The following is a 13604-nucleotide window of genomic DNA, read 5'->3' as shown; positions in this document are numbered from 1 at the left end:
CGCCCGAGCTCGCACACTGGCGAACTTTGCAGCGGCAAACGACTCTGCAGACAGATGAAACGTGTTTCCCTCATTGTGGCGCTGGCCCTTGCCGTATCGGTCAGCATGGGTTGCGCCACCCTCGACGCCAAGCAGCGCGAGTGGATCTTCCAGCCCAGTGACCGCAGCTGGGGCGGCGCCCAGTCCACCGCCGATATGCAGGATGTGTGGATCGAGTTCCAGTCCCGCTCGACCAGCAAGGCCGAACGCCTGCACAGCCTGTGGATGGCCCATGAGCATGCCGACGCGCCCGTGCTGCTGTATCTGCATGGTGCCCGCTGGAACGTTTCGGGCTCGTCCGGACGCATCCGGCGCATGCAGGAGCTGGGCTTTTCGGTGCTGGCCATTGACTACCGCGGCTTCGGGCAGAGCAGCGCGGGGCTGCCGTCGGAAATCACTGCGGGCGAGGACGCGCGTGCGGCGTGGGACTGGCTGGCCGAGCAGCATCCAGGCAAGCCCCGCTACATCTTTGGCCATTCGCTCGGTGGCGCCATCGCCATTGACCTGGCCCGCCAGGTGGCGGACGAGCAAGGCACCATCGTGGAAGGCACCTTCACCAGCATTCCCGACGTGGTGAGCACCTTCAAATGGGGTTGGCTGCCGGTGTCTGGGCTGATCACGCAACGCTTTGAGTCTGTGCGCAAGGTGTCCGAGATCGGCTCGCCATTGCTGGTGGTGCACGGCAGTGAAGACAGCCTCATACGCCCCACCCTGGGGCGCCAGCTTTACGAGGCCGCGCAAGAACCCAAGCAGTTTGTGCTGGTGGAAGGCGGCTCGCACCACAACACCAATTCGGTGGGGCAGCCGGCTTATCGGCAAGCCCTTGCATCGCTGTTCCGGCTGAGGTAGAGCCCCCCTGAGGCGCTGCGCGCCTTCCCCCACCGCTCTTGCCGCGCTGCGCGCTGCGGGCAGGGGGACGCCGCCCTCGCTGCGGGGCGGCCCATGCGCGGCGGCCCTGGCCTGGGCCACGCCGGTATCAAAGGCCCCGTCTGGTACGCTCAGACAGATATGTCTGCCCCCTCCGCCACCGCCGTACCTGCGGCCTCCCCCGTCTCCATCAACCCCGGGCTGGCCATCCTGGTGCTGGCCTTGCTGCTCAGCATCCAGCCCGTCACCACCGACCTGTATCTGCCTGCGCTGCCCGCCCTCACGCGCAGCCTGGGTGCGCCCATGTCTGCGGCGCAGCTCACGCTCAGCGGGCTGCTGCTGGCGTTTGGCTGCTCGCAGATGGTGTGGGGGCCGCTGTCCGACCGGTTTGGGCGCCGCCCCATCTTGCTGGCAGGGCTTTCCATCTACACCGTGGCCTCGATCGGCAGTGCGTTGGCGCCCACCATGGGCTTGCTGATCGTGTGGCGCATTGCCCAGGGGGCTGCCATGGGCGCCGTGGTGATGTGCGCGCGGGCCATCGTGCGCGACCTGTACACACCGCTGGAAGGGGCACGCGCCATGTCCAAGGCGCTCACGGGTCTGGGCATCGTGGCCTGCATCTGCGCACCACTGGGCGGGCTGCTGAGTGAATGGCTGGGCTGGCGCGCTGCGCTGCTGGCGCTGACCGCCTATGCCGTTGTCACGCTGACGCTGGTGGCGCTGCGCATGCCCGAGACCCTGGCCCAGCGCAACCCGCAGGCCCTGCAGCCGCGGGCGCTGGTCACCACCTGGAAGCATGTGCTGCGCAGCCCCACCTTCTGGGCTTTTTCGCTGCAGACCACGGCCACGTATGGCGGGCTGTTCACCTTTCTGGCCGCCTCGTCGTTCGTGTACATCGATGTGCTGGGGCTTACGCGCACGGTGTATGGCTGGGTCATGGCATCGGCCTGCGTTGCCTATTTTGGGGGCACCTTTCTGTGCCGCAGCCTCCTGATGCGCCATGGGCTGCAACGGACGGTGGCCATCGCGGGCGCGCTGAGCGTGAGCGGCGGCACCCTGATGGCGCTGGTGGCGTGGATGGGCTGGCACAACCCGTGGGCGTTGACGCTGCCGTTCTACCTGTTCATGCTGGCGCACGGCATTCACCAGCCGTGCGGGCAAAGCGGCGCGGTGGGCCCCTTCCCCAAGGCAGCGGGTGTGGCTTCGGCCCTGAACGGTTTCATGATGATGCTGGCCGCGTTTGCGATTGGCGGCTGGCTGGGCCTGCGGCTCGATGGCACGGTGTGGCCGCTGATCAACGGCATCTGGTTCTGGTCCGTGGTGCTGGCCGTGATCTCGTGGACGCTGGTGCAAAAATTCGGAGCGCCCCGTGAACATGCCTGAAACCACGCCTGATTCCACGTTACCCACCATTGCCCTGGCGGGCCCCACGGCGTCTGGCAAAACCGCAGGCGCCCTGGCCCTGGCCGCCGTGCTGGGCAAGCAGGGCATGCCGGTGGAGATCATCAGCGTCGATTCCGCCCTGGTGTACCGCGGCATGGACATCGGCACCGCCAAGCCCTCGCCCGCCGAACTGGCTGCCGTGCCGCACCACCTCATCGACATCCGCGACCCGCTGCAGGCCTACAGCGCCGCCGAGTTTGTGCAGGACGCCACCCGGCTCATGGCCGAGATCCGCGCGCGCGGTGCGCTGCCGCTGCTGGTCGGCGGCACCATGCTGTACTTCAAAGCGCTGTTTGACGGCATCGACGACATGCCCGCCGCAGACCCCGAAGTGCGCGCACGGCTGGAGGCCCAGGCGGCCGCGCAGGGCTGGCCCGCACTGCATGCCGAACTGGCGCGCGTGGACCCGGTCACGGCTGCACGCCTTGCACCCGGCGACAGCCAGCGCATTCAGCGGGCGCTGGAGGTGTGGCATGTGTCCGGTCAGCCATTGTCGAGCTTTCACACTACAAAAAAAGGAGCTGCTAGCGCAATACCAGCAAGCGCTAGCGCCCTTTTTTCCTTGGAACCCGACAACCGGGTGTGGCTGCACGAGCGCATTGCCCAGCGGTTTGACGCCATGCTGGCCGCAGGTTTCATCGACGAAGTGCGGGCCCTGCGGGCGCGCGGCGACCTGCACTCCGATCTGCCCTCCATGCGTTGCGTGGGCTACCGGCAGGTGTGGGAAGAACTCGACTTCCAGGCCGGCCGCCCGGCAGGCACGCCGTTGAACACCGCCTTCCTGCGCGAGCGCGCCATTGCCGCCACGCGCCAGCTGGCCAAGCGCCAGATCACCTGGCTGCGCAGCATGCCGCAGCGCCACACCATCGCCTGCGACCAGCCCCATGCCGTGGCGGCCCTGGTGCAGACGGTGCTCCAGCGCCTGGCGCAGCGCACGCCATGACGCAGCCGCTTCGCGTCGAGGGCCTGGGCAAGCACTACGGCAGCACGCCGGTGTTTGCCGGTGTGCACTTCACAGTGGCGCCAGGCGAGTTTGTGGCCATCGTGGGCGACTCGGGCGTGGGCAAGTCCACGCTGCTCAACTGCCTGGCGGGGCTGGACCACTGGGACGCAGGCCACATCACGCACGGCAGCACCGACCTGGGTACGCTGGACGACACGCAGCGCGCCCTGTGGCGGCGCGCGCACGTCGGGTTTGTGTTCCAGGCGTTTCACGTGCTGCCCCACCTGGATGTGGCGCAGAACGTGGCGCTGCCCCTCATGCTGCTGGAACAAAACGACCCGGCCCGCGTGCACCAGATGCTGGCGGCCGTGGGCCTGGGCGAGATGGGCGGGCGCCTGCCGCAGCAGCTCAGTGGCGGCCAGCTGCAGCGCGTGGCCATTGCCCGTGCACTGGTGCACCGCCCCGCCCTGCTGCTGGCCGACGAGCCCACCGGCAACCTCGACCCCACCACCGCCGCCCGCGTGATGGACCTGCTGCTCGCGCAGACGCGCGAGCATGGCGCATCGCTGGTGCTGGTCACGCATTCGGATGCGGCAGCGGCGCGGGCAGACCGGGTGCTGCGCCTCACAGCCAACGGCATCGCCGGGTAGCGGCACGCCGGGGCGGAGTGCCCCGGTTTCGCCGCGCTTACTCGATGTTCAGCCGCTGCGCAGCCTTGTTCACCTTTTTGGGCAGGGTCAGCGTCAGCACCCCGTTGTCGTATTTGGCCTTGGCCGAGGCGGCATCCACGTCGGCCGGCAGCTGGAAACTGCGGGCCACGGCACCGAAGTAGCGCTCGGAGCGCAGCACCTTCTCGCCCTCGCGCTTTTCGTCGTGCTGGCGCACCTCGGCGCGCAGGCTGACCACATTGCCTTCCAGCGAGACATGGATGTCCTCCTTGGCCACGCCGGGCACCTCGGCCTGCACGGTGTAGCCCTCGTCGGTTTCCTTCACATCCACCTTGATCTGGCTGGGTGCGGGCAGGTTGTCGCCGTGCAGCGGGCGCACGTAGAAGCCCGGGGCGATGTCCTTGAAGAAGTCGTCAAACAGGCTGCCGCGCGATACAAGTGAATTCATGGTGTGAGCTCCTGAAAAATAGGGGTTGAAACCACCGGGCCAGCACAGGAGCGCCAGCCCTCCTTCCAAGATAAGCACCGCCCCGCCCGGCTTCAAGGGGTGCCGGAGCGCGGGGTTGATGTGCATCAACAACCCCGCACCGCGTACGCGCGGCCACAATGCTGGCCATGTTTGCGCTGCTTCGCACCTTCTCCTGGCAAGACCTGCGCCACCACCCCTGGCGCAGTGCGGCAGCGGTGGCGGCGGTGATGCTGGGCGTGGCGCTGGCCTTTGCGGTGCATGTGATCAATGCGTCGGCGCTGGACGAGTTTTCCCAGGCCGTGCGGGCCGTCAACGGCCAGCCCGACCTGGAGCTTCGCACCATGCAGGGCCCCCTGCCCGAGGCGCTGTACGAACGCCTGGCCACCAACCCGCAGGTGGCCCGCGCCAGCCCGTTGCTGGAGCTGTCCACCCTGGCGCAAGCGGGTGATGCCACCACCACCACTGTCGCGAGCCCGGCCCGCATATCACTGCGCGTGCTGGGGGCCGACGCCCTGCTGCTGCCCACCATGGCCCCCGCGCTGATGCCAAGGGCGTGGGACACGGCAGACCGCTTTGCCGTGTTTGCGCCGGCCACCGTGTTTCTCAACACCGCAGCGCTGCAGGCGCTGGGGCTGTCCACTGCCGCGCCCGCGCAGCTTCCGCAGATCATGCTGTACGCCGGCCTGCAGGCTCCGCTGAACGTGCAGGTGGCTGGCACGGTGGCGGCCGGGGGCGCACCGCTGGCGGTGATGGACATCGGCGCCGCGCAGGACCTGTTTGGCCGCGCGGGCCAGCTCAGCCGCATCGACCTGCAACTGCTGCCCGGCACCGACCGCGCCGCGTGGGAGCGCGCCCTGCGCGCGCAGCCCGACTGGCCTGCCAACGTGGTGCTGGCGCACCCGGGCGACGCGGCGCAGCGCATCAGCAACCTCTCACGCGCCTACCGGGTCAACCTGACGGTGCTGGCGCTGGTGGCGCTCTTTACCGGGGCGTTTCTGGTGTTCTCGGTGCTGGCGCTCAGCGTGGCGCAGCGCGGGCCGCAGTTTGCCCTGCTGGCCGTGCTGGGCGCCACGCCGCGCCAGCGCCTGGTGCTGGTGCTGGCCGAATCGGCCGCGCTGGGGCTGGTGGGCAGCGCACTGGGCATTGCGCTGGGCACCGCACTGGCCGCCACCGCCTTGCAGTTGCTGGGCGGCGACCTGGGCGGCGGCTACTTTGCCGGCGTGCAGCCCGCGCTGCAGTGGAGCGCACCGGCCGCGCTGGTGTACGGCACCTTGGGCGTGGCGGCTGCGCTGGTCGGCGGCTGGTGGCCCGCACGCGCGGCGCAATTGCTGCCGCCCGCCCAGACTCTGAAAGGCCTGGGCACGGCAGCCAGCCAGGCGGAGAGGGGCACGGTGGGCATCACGCTGGTGGTCGGTGGCGCAGTGCTCACCCTGGCGCCACCCGTGTTCGGCATTCCCCTGGCGGCCTATGTCGCCATCGGGATGCTGCTGGTAGGCGGTATCGCCTTGCTGCCCTGGGCCATGGCCAAACTGCTGGCGTGGCTGCAACCGCTGGCAGCGCGCCATGCGCTGCCGCTGCTGGCCCTGGAACGCGCGCGGCGCATGCGCGGCAGCGCCGCCATTGCGGTGGGCGGCGTGGTCGCCAGCCTGAGCCTGGCGGTGGCGCTGACGGTGATGGTGTCGAGCTTTCGCGGATCGGTCACCCAGTGGCTGGACGCCGTGCTGCCGTCGCCGCTGTATGTGCGCTCGGCCCTCGGCGCGGGCGGCTCCGACGCAGCATTGCTGCCCGCCCGATTTGCCGAAGCCGTGGGCCAATTGCCGGGCCTGGATCGCGTACACGCACTTCGCGCCAGCCCGCTGCAGCTCTCGCCCACCCTGCCCGCCCTCACGGTGCTGAGCCGCCCGCTGGGCGACGACCCCGCGCAAAGCCTGCCCCTGGTGGGCAACGCCCTGCCCGTGCCCGCAGGCCGCACCGGCGTGTACATCAGCGAGGCGGTGGTAGACCTGTACGACCTGCGCCCCGGCATGGAGTGGCCCGCACTTTCAGAGTCTATTAGGCCTCCAGCGCTTGATGGACAAGCGCAACCAGCTATCTTTTACATAGCAGGCGTGTGGCGCGACTATGCCCGCCAGACAGGCGCCGTGGTGATGGACCGCGCCGTGTGGCTGCGCCTGACCGGCGACGCCCGCCCCAGCGACCTGGCGCTGTGGCCCAGCGAGGGCGCAGACATTGGCGCGCTGCAGGCGTCGATACTCGCACTGGCCGCTACGCAGGCGGGCCAATCAGGCAGCAACACACCGCAAGGTGCCAGCGCTGGCGGCAGCAGCGGCAACAACGACGCCCTGGTGGAATTCGCCTCGTCCGGCGCTATCCGCGAACGCTCGCTGCGCATCTTCGACCGCAGCTTTGCCGTCACCTACTGGCTGCAGGCCGTGGCCATCGGCATCGGCCTGTTCGGCGTGGCCGCCAGCTTCAGCGCGCAGGTGCTGGCGCGGCGCAAGGAGTTCGGCCTGCTCGCCCACCTGGGCCTCACCCGCCGCCAGATTTTGGCCGTGGTGGCGGGCGAAGGCGCCGCCTGGACGGCAGTGGGCGCAATGGCTGGCGTGCTGCTGGGCCTGGTGGTGTCGGTGGTACTGGTGCACGTGGTCAACCCGCAGAGTTTTCACTGGACGATGGACCTGAATGTGCCCGGCTGGCGGCTGCTGGCGCTGTGCTGGGCGGTGATCGTGTCGGGGACGGTGACCGCGTGGCTGGCGGGGCGGGCGGCGGCGGGGCGGGATGCGGTGATGGCGGTGAAGGAGGATTGGTAGCGAGGCGTGACGGGTAGCAGTCGGCGAACGCCGCAGCTATGCAGGTTCCGCGTCCTTAGTCTTCGGCTTATGTGCTGGGGACGGATATCGACCCAAAAGCCAGAACTGGCCTGTGAGTACTGAAGCACCTCGGGAGGCCTGGGATGTTTCGTCGATGGAAATGTATGGTCTGAGGCAAACCGAACATCGCCTAGCTGGTCGGTCCGAACGAACTCAACCGCAGGCGGCCGCTGCGCGGTAGTTACTGCGTCGGTCTTCAACGTAAGATATTCTGAATGCCTACTCAGCCGTCGTTCACCAAGTACTACTGGATCACTTGGATCCTGACGCTTGCTGCCTGGCTTCTATCCTCGTTGCGCATGCCGCTGTCGGAGAGTTTTGGCTGGTTCGCTCTGGTCACTGGACTGGGCAGTTCCTATGTCTTTCACTTTGAGTTCGGACGCCTCATGGGTTTCCTCAAGGCCCATTGCCCAGAGCAACATGAGTATCTTCAAGGCAAGCGCTTCCTTGCGGGGCTCGCCTTCATACATCCGACGCTCTTCAGTCGGGCTTGGCAACCATCTCGCCAGTCACAGCAACTAGAGGAAAGCGCATTTCGCATTTATCGTTCCGCTTGGCTCTTCTCGCTTGTCACGGTTGGGGCTTTGCTTGTTCTCGCGAACACTGTCCTGTGAGTTGAGTCGAATCTGCAACCCAAACATCGACCGGACAACATTCGGAAGGCATCATGCAGAACGGTGAGCATCCGCTTTGTCCAACTTGTCACCGGCCGGTCTTCGCCATCAGCCGTCCCTAGCATTTCGACCTCTCCCCATGACCCTCCCCTCCCCCTGGCTCCACGAAGCCATCGCCCGCATCGAAGCCGACTACCAGCGCAGCGCTGACACCCACCTCATCCCGCTGCGCCTGCCTGCCTTTTCCAAGCACGGCATCGACCTGTACCTCAAGGACGAATCCACCCACCCCACGGGCAGCCTCAAGCACCGATTGGCGCGGTCGCTGTTTTTGTACGCGCTGTGCAATGGCTGGGTGCATGAGGGCTCGACCATCGTCGAGTCGTCCAGCGGGTCCACGGCAGTGAGCGAGGCCTACTTTGCGCGGCTGCTGGGGCTTCCTTTTGTGGCGGTGATGCCGCGCACCACGTCGCCAGAAAAGATTGCGCAAATCGAGTTCCATGGCGGGCGTTGCCACTTTGTAGACAGTGCAGGCGCGGTTTACGACGCTGCGCGCGCCATTGCCCACGATACCGGCGGGCACTACATGGACCAGTTCACGTATGCCGAGCGCGCCACCGACTGGCGGGGCAACAACAACATTGCCGAGAGCATGTTCACGCAAATGCTGCGCGAGCCGCACCCTGTGCCGCGCTGGATTGTGGTGGGCGCGGGCACGGGCGGCACCAGCGCCACCATTGGGCGCTATGTGCGCTACCAGCGGCACGCCACGCAAGTGTGTGTGGCCGACCCGGCGGGTTCGGTGTTCAGCGCCTACCACCGCACGGGCGATGCGGCGCTGACGGCACCGGGGTCGCGCATCGAGGGCATCGGCCGCCCGCGTGTGGAGCCGAGCTTTATCCGTACGCTCGTGGACCGAATGGTCGAGGTGCCGGATGTGGAATCGGTCGCGGCAATGCGGGCACTGTCGCAACTGCTGGGGCGGCGCGTGGGGCCATCCACCGGAACCAACTTTGTGGTCATGCTCACACTGGCCAGCGAGATGCGCGAGCTGGGCGAGCGCGGCTCGATCCTGTCGCTGCTATGCGATGCGGGCGAGCGGTATCTGCCCACTTATTTCGACACCGACTGGGTGGAGCGGTGTTTTGGCGATTGCTCAGCGGCGCAGCAGAAGATCGACGCCCTGATGGGCTGATGGACCACGCGCGCCGCACACACCATGCCGTCCACCACTTGGCCAGCAGCACCGATGGCACCACCGCTTGGGCCGAAGGGAACACGCCGCGATTGGCTGGCCCTGCAGCTTCCAGTGGGCATGGCGCTGGTGGGGGCAGCCGGTTGGGCGCCGGGTGCTGCGGTGGCCTTGCCCGCGCGCACGCTCGCTTTTCCGCGCGACCACGGCAGTCATCCGGAGCTGCGCACCGAGTGGTGGTACATCACGGGCCATGTGCAGGCAGACGGACAGCCCTGGGGTTTTCAGTTGACGTTCTTTCGCTCGCGCGTGGATGCCACACAGGGCCTGCGGTCGGCGTTTGCCGCCAAGCAGCTGCTGTTTGCCCATGCAGCCATCACCGACGTGCGGGGCCGGCGCCTGCTGCACGACCAGCGCATTGCCCGTGCAGGCTTTGGCGTGGCACAGGCCAGCGAGGCCGACACCCGCATTCGGCTGCAGGACTGGACGCTGGAGCGCAGTGACGCCAAGAGCGGCACAGTGGGCCGGGAGTCCAGCCGCTACACCGCCCATATTGCGGGCAGCGGGTTTGACATGGACCTGGTGTTCGACAGTACCCAACCCCTCTTGCTGCAGGGGCGGCAAGGCTTGTCGCGCAAGGGGCCTGAGGCTGAGCAGGCGAGCTATTACTACAGCCACCCCCAGCTGAAGGTGGGAGGCCACCTCACGGTGGCGGGGCGCCGGATGGCCGTCATGCCGGCCACCGGCCGCGCCTGGATGGACCACGAATGGAGCGAGGCGCTGATGCACCCCGACGCGCAGGGCTGGGACTGGATCGGGATGAACCTGCACGACGGCAGCGCGCTTACCGCCTTCAGACTGCGCCGGGCCGATGGCACGGCGCTGTGGGCTGGCGGGTCGTTTCGCGCGCCGGGCCAACCCGCACAGATATTCGACGCGCAGGCCGTGGCGTTCACGCCCCTGCGCGTGTGGGTGAGCCCGGCCAGTGGTGCCCGGTACCCGGTGCAGTGGCGGGTGCAAACCCACGTGGGCAGTTTCGAGGTGAGCGCTGTGCTGGACAACCAGGAGCTGGACAGCAACGGCTCGACCGGCGCGATTTACTGGGAAGGTCTGTCGGACCTTGCGGACCGCACCGGAAGATCCGTGGGCCGGGGTTATCTGGAAATGACCGGATACGCAAAACCGCTGCGCCTGTAAAGGCCGCAGCGGTTGCGGGGGAGGTTGAACGCTTCAGGCGACGGGGGTCGCTTGAACGCGTTCAGGCGTTCAGGCGTTCAGGCGTTCAGGCCTTGAGGCTCAGGCACTCGCGCCCGCACCGCGTCGACGGGCCATCCACGCAATGATCTCGCCCATGATCCCGCGCCGGAAAGCCAGCACACAGATCACAAAGATCAGGCCTGTGACCATGGTGACCGATTCACCCAGGGTGTTGAACCATTCCACACCGGTGACCGAGGCAAGGAAGCCACCAATTTCACCGAGCTTGTTTTCCAGCAGCACCACCACGGCCGACCCCACGATGGGACCTGACAAGGTGCCCAGACCACCGACCAGCGTCATCAGCACCACATGGCCCGACGCCGTCCAGTGGGCGTCGCTCAGCGTTGCAAAGCCCAGCACCAGCGTCTTGAGCGAGCCGGCCAGACCCGCCAGCGCGGCTGACAGCACAAACGCCAGCAGCTTGAAGCGGTTGGTGTCATACCCCAGCGAGATCGCGCGCGGCTCGTTTTCCTTGATGCCCTTGAGCACCTGGCCAAAAGGCGAATGGATGGTGCGCACAATCAGCATGAAAGCGCCCGCCACAACCGCCAGAACCACGTAATACATCACCAGGTCGTTCTGCAGATCGATCATCCCGAAGAGCTTGCCGCGAGGTACGCCCTGCAAGCCATCCTCGCCACCCGTGAAAGGCGCCTGCAGGCACACGAAGAACAGCATCTGCGCCAGCGCCAGCGTGATCATGGTGGAGTAAATGCCCTGGCGGCGGATGGCGAAGAACCCGACGATCAGGCCCAGCACGGCGCCACCCGCTGTGCCCAGCAAAAGGCCGATCTCCGGCGTGACCGCCCACACCTTGAGGGCGTGGCCCGTCATGTAGGCCGAGCCGCCCAGGAAAGCGGCGTGCCCGAAGGACAGCATGCCCGTGTAGCCCAGCAGCAGGTTGAACGCTGAAGCAAACAGTGCAAAGCACATCAGCTTCATGACAAAGATGGGGTAGGCGCCCAGAAAAGGAGCTGCAATCAGCGCAAGCAGCAGCAGGACATAGCCAATGTTGGCAGTGTTCTTGACGTTCATTCTCGTGGCTCCTTATTTTTCTTTGCCGAACAGGCCGGCGGGGCGAATGAGGAGAACGATGACCATGATGACGAACACCACGGTGGAAGAGGCCTCCGGATAAAACACTTTGGTAAAACCTTCTACAACACCCAGGCCCAGTCCGGTGAGGATGGAGCCCATGATGGAACCCATGCCGCCGATCACCACGACAGCAAACACGACGATGATCAGGTTCTGGCCCATGAGTGGCGAGACCTGGTACACCGGTGCGGCCAGCACCCCGGCAAATGCCGCCAGGCCAGCGCCGAAAGCGTAGGTCAGCGTGACCATGACGGGAACGTTGATCCCGAATGCTTCCACCAGGCGCGGGTTCTCGGTACCGGCACGCAGGTAGGCACCCAGCTTGGTCTTTTCAATCACATACCAGGTAGCCAGACACACCACCACCGATGCCACCACCACCCAGGCACGGTAGTTGGGCATGATCATGAAGCCCAGGTTGGTTGCGCCCTCCAGCGCCTCGGGCGTGTCGTAGCCCAAGCCCGAGACACCGTAGATCGAGCGGAACACGCCCTCGATCAGCAGGGTGAGACCCAGCGTGAGCAACAGGCCATACAGGTGATCAAGCTTGTAGATCCAGCGCAGCAGCAGGCGCTCGATCACGACCCCGAACAGCCCCACCACCAGCGGCGCCAATACCAGCATCAACCAGTAGTTGATGCCAAAGTAGTTCATGGCCATCCAGGTAATCAGGGCCCCTGTCATGAACAGCGCGCCGTGCGCAAAGTTGATGACGTTGAGCAGGCCAAAGATCACGGCCAGCCCAAGGCTGAGGATTGCGTAAAACGATCCGTTGACCAGCCCCAAAAGGAGCTGGCTCAACAGGCCGGGCAATGAGACACCAAAGATTTCCATGGGAAGCAGCAGCAGGTGATGGTGAGTTGCGAGGCAGAGGTCGTCAATGTGCCTGGCACACCCGCAGGGCGGCCAGGCGCATCAGCAACCTCTCAGGGATTTACTTCCAGAGCGGGCACTTGGATTCGGCCTTGGTGGTGAACACCGATTCGCCAGGAAGCTTCTTGACCAGCTTGTAGTAGTCCCACGGCTTGGTGGATTCGGAAGGCTTCTTCACTTCCATCAGGTACATGTCATGCACGTAGCGGCCGTCGGCGCGGATCTGGCCCTTGCCGAAGAAGTCATCGATCTTCATCTTCTTGAGCTCGGCCATCACCTTGTCGGCGTCGGTGGACTTGGCTGCTTCCACGGCCTTCAGGTAGGTCATGGTGGCAGAGTAGTCTGCTGCCTGGATCTCACCGGGCATGCGCTTGGTTTTTTCAAAGTAGCGGTTGGCAAACTTGCGCGTATCGTCGTTCAGATCCCAGTACCAGCTGGTGGTGAACTGAAGGCCTTCGGTGTTGCGCAAGCCCATGCTGTGGATGTCGCTGATGAAGATCAGCAGACCGGCCAGCTTCATGTTCTTGCCAATGCCGAATTCCTTGGCGGCCTTGATGGCGTTGATGGTGTCGCCGCCCGCGTTGGCCAGGCCCAGGATCTGCGCCTTGGAGTTTTGTGCCTGCAGCAGGAAGGACGAGAAGTCAGAGGCGTTCAGGGGGTGGCGCACGGCGCCCACCACGTTGCCGCCCTTGGCCTTCACCACGGCGGTGGTGTCGGCTTCCAGCGCATGACCGAAGGCGTAGTCGGCGGTGAGGAAATACCAGCTCTTGCCGCCACCATCCACGATGGCCGAGCCCGTGCCCTTGGCCAGCGCCACGGTGTCGTACGCGTAGTGCACGGTGTAAGGCGTGCACTGATCGTTGGTCAGTGCAGAGCTGCCGGCGCCGTTGTTGAAGTACACGCGCTTCTTCTCTTCAGCGACCTTGGCGATCGCCAGTGCCGTGCCCGAGTTGGTGCCGCCGAACAACATGTTCACGCCCTGGGTGTCGACCCACTCGCGGGCCTTGGAAGCGGCAATATCGGCCTTGTTCTGGTGGTCTGCAGAGAGCAGCTCGATGGGCATGCCCAGCACCTTGCCGCCAAAGTCGTCGATCGCCATCTGGATGGCCAGTGCGCCGTTCTTGCCCTCCACGTCGGAGTAGAGGCTGGACATGTCGGTGATGAAACCGATCTTGACCTTGTCCTGCGCGTGCACGGCCGAAGTGGCAAGACCTGCTGCGCCCAGCATCAGTGCCAGCACTTTGAGTTGTTTCTTCATGGATATGTCT

The 13604-nt window shown here is 66.0% G+C and carries 12 protein-coding genes; 8 read left to right on the top strand and 4 right to left on the bottom strand.

Annotated features, from left to right (window positions below):
- Nucleotides 1-54 precede the first annotated feature (54 nt).
- The 4 genes from AAFF19_RS07825 to AAFF19_RS07810 all read left to right on the top strand — a co-directional run bounded on the left by AAFF19_RS07825 (nt 55) and on the right by AAFF19_RS07810 (nt 3942).
- Nucleotides 55-888, top strand: coding sequence for an alpha/beta fold hydrolase (locus AAFF19_RS07825; RefSeq protein WP_342721625.1), 834 nt, complete (start codon nt 55-57; stop codon nt 886-888).
- A gap of 159 nt (nt 889-1047) precedes the next feature.
- Nucleotides 1048-2289, top strand: coding sequence for a multidrug effflux MFS transporter (locus AAFF19_RS07820; RefSeq protein WP_182119492.1), 1242 nt, complete (start codon nt 1048-1050; stop codon nt 2287-2289).
- On the top strand, nt 2282-3292 hold the full coding sequence (gene miaA / locus AAFF19_RS07815; RefSeq protein WP_342721838.1) for a tRNA (adenosine(37)-N6)-dimethylallyltransferase MiaA: 1011 nt from the start codon (nt 2282-2284) through the stop codon (nt 3290-3292). The genes AAFF19_RS07820 and miaA overlap by 8 nt, the downstream gene beginning before the upstream one ends.
- Nucleotides 3289-3942, top strand: coding sequence for an ABC transporter ATP-binding protein (locus AAFF19_RS07810; RefSeq protein WP_342721624.1), 654 nt, complete (start codon nt 3289-3291; stop codon nt 3940-3942). Before miaA ends, AAFF19_RS07810 begins: the two co-directional genes overlap by 4 nt.
- A gap of 37 nt (nt 3943-3979) precedes the next feature.
- On the opposite strand, the gene AAFF19_RS07805 is transcribed toward AAFF19_RS07810, so the two are convergent.
- Entirely contained in the window at nt 3980-4408 is a 429-nt protein-coding gene (locus AAFF19_RS07805) for an Hsp20/alpha crystallin family protein (RefSeq protein ID WP_008906367.1), read from the bottom strand.
- 158 nt (nt 4409-4566) lie between these two features.
- Between AAFF19_RS07805 and AAFF19_RS07800 the strand changes: the two genes are divergently transcribed.
- The 4 genes from AAFF19_RS07800 (at nt 4567) to AAFF19_RS07785 (ending at nt 10302) form a co-directional block, all read left to right on the top strand.
- A complete protein-coding gene (locus tag AAFF19_RS07800) occupies nt 4567-7239 on the top strand; it encodes an FtsX-like permease family protein (protein WP_342721623.1) in 2673 nt (890 codons plus the stop codon).
- Between the two features lie 275 nt (nt 7240-7514).
- Nucleotides 7515-7913, top strand: a complete 399-nt coding sequence (locus AAFF19_RS07795; protein WP_008906365.1) for a hypothetical protein — start codon at nt 7515-7517, stop codon at nt 7911-7913.
- Nucleotides 7914-8052: 139 nt separating this feature from the next.
- Complete coding sequence (locus AAFF19_RS07790) at nt 8053-9108, top strand: PLP-dependent cysteine synthase family protein (protein ID WP_342721622.1); 1056 nt, start codon at nt 8053-8055, stop codon at nt 9106-9108.
- Nucleotides 9109-9228: 120 nt separating this feature from the next.
- Entirely contained in the window at nt 9229-10302 is a 1074-nt protein-coding gene (locus tag AAFF19_RS07785) for a carotenoid 1,2-hydratase (RefSeq protein ID WP_342721837.1), read from the top strand.
- A 99-nt stretch (nt 10303-10401) separates the two neighbouring features.
- Here the strand turns inward: AAFF19_RS07785 and AAFF19_RS07780 are convergent, their stop codons facing one another.
- From AAFF19_RS07780 to AAFF19_RS07770, 3 genes are all read right to left on the bottom strand, one after another.
- Nucleotides 10402-11400, bottom strand: a complete 999-nt coding sequence (locus AAFF19_RS07780) for a branched-chain amino acid ABC transporter permease (protein WP_008906362.1) — start codon at nt 11398-11400, stop codon at nt 10402-10404.
- A 12-nt stretch (nt 11401-11412) separates the two neighbouring features.
- Complete coding sequence (locus AAFF19_RS07775; RefSeq protein WP_034695228.1) at nt 11413-12297, bottom strand: branched-chain amino acid ABC transporter permease; 885 nt, start codon at nt 12295-12297, stop codon at nt 11413-11415.
- A 100-nt stretch (nt 12298-12397) separates the two neighbouring features.
- Entirely contained in the window at nt 12398-13594 is a 1197-nt protein-coding gene (locus AAFF19_RS07770; RefSeq protein ID WP_008906360.1) for an ABC transporter substrate-binding protein, read from the bottom strand.
- Nucleotides 13595-13604: the final 10 nt, after the last annotated feature.

Origin of the sequence: Acidovorax sp. FHTAMBA (genome assembly GCF_038958875.1) — a bacterium.
Taxonomy (GTDB): domain Bacteria; phylum Pseudomonadota; class Gammaproteobacteria; order Burkholderiales; family Burkholderiaceae_C; genus Acidovorax.
Note: the sequence above shows the minus strand (reverse complement) of the source record. Positions and strands in the feature narration are given on the sequence as shown.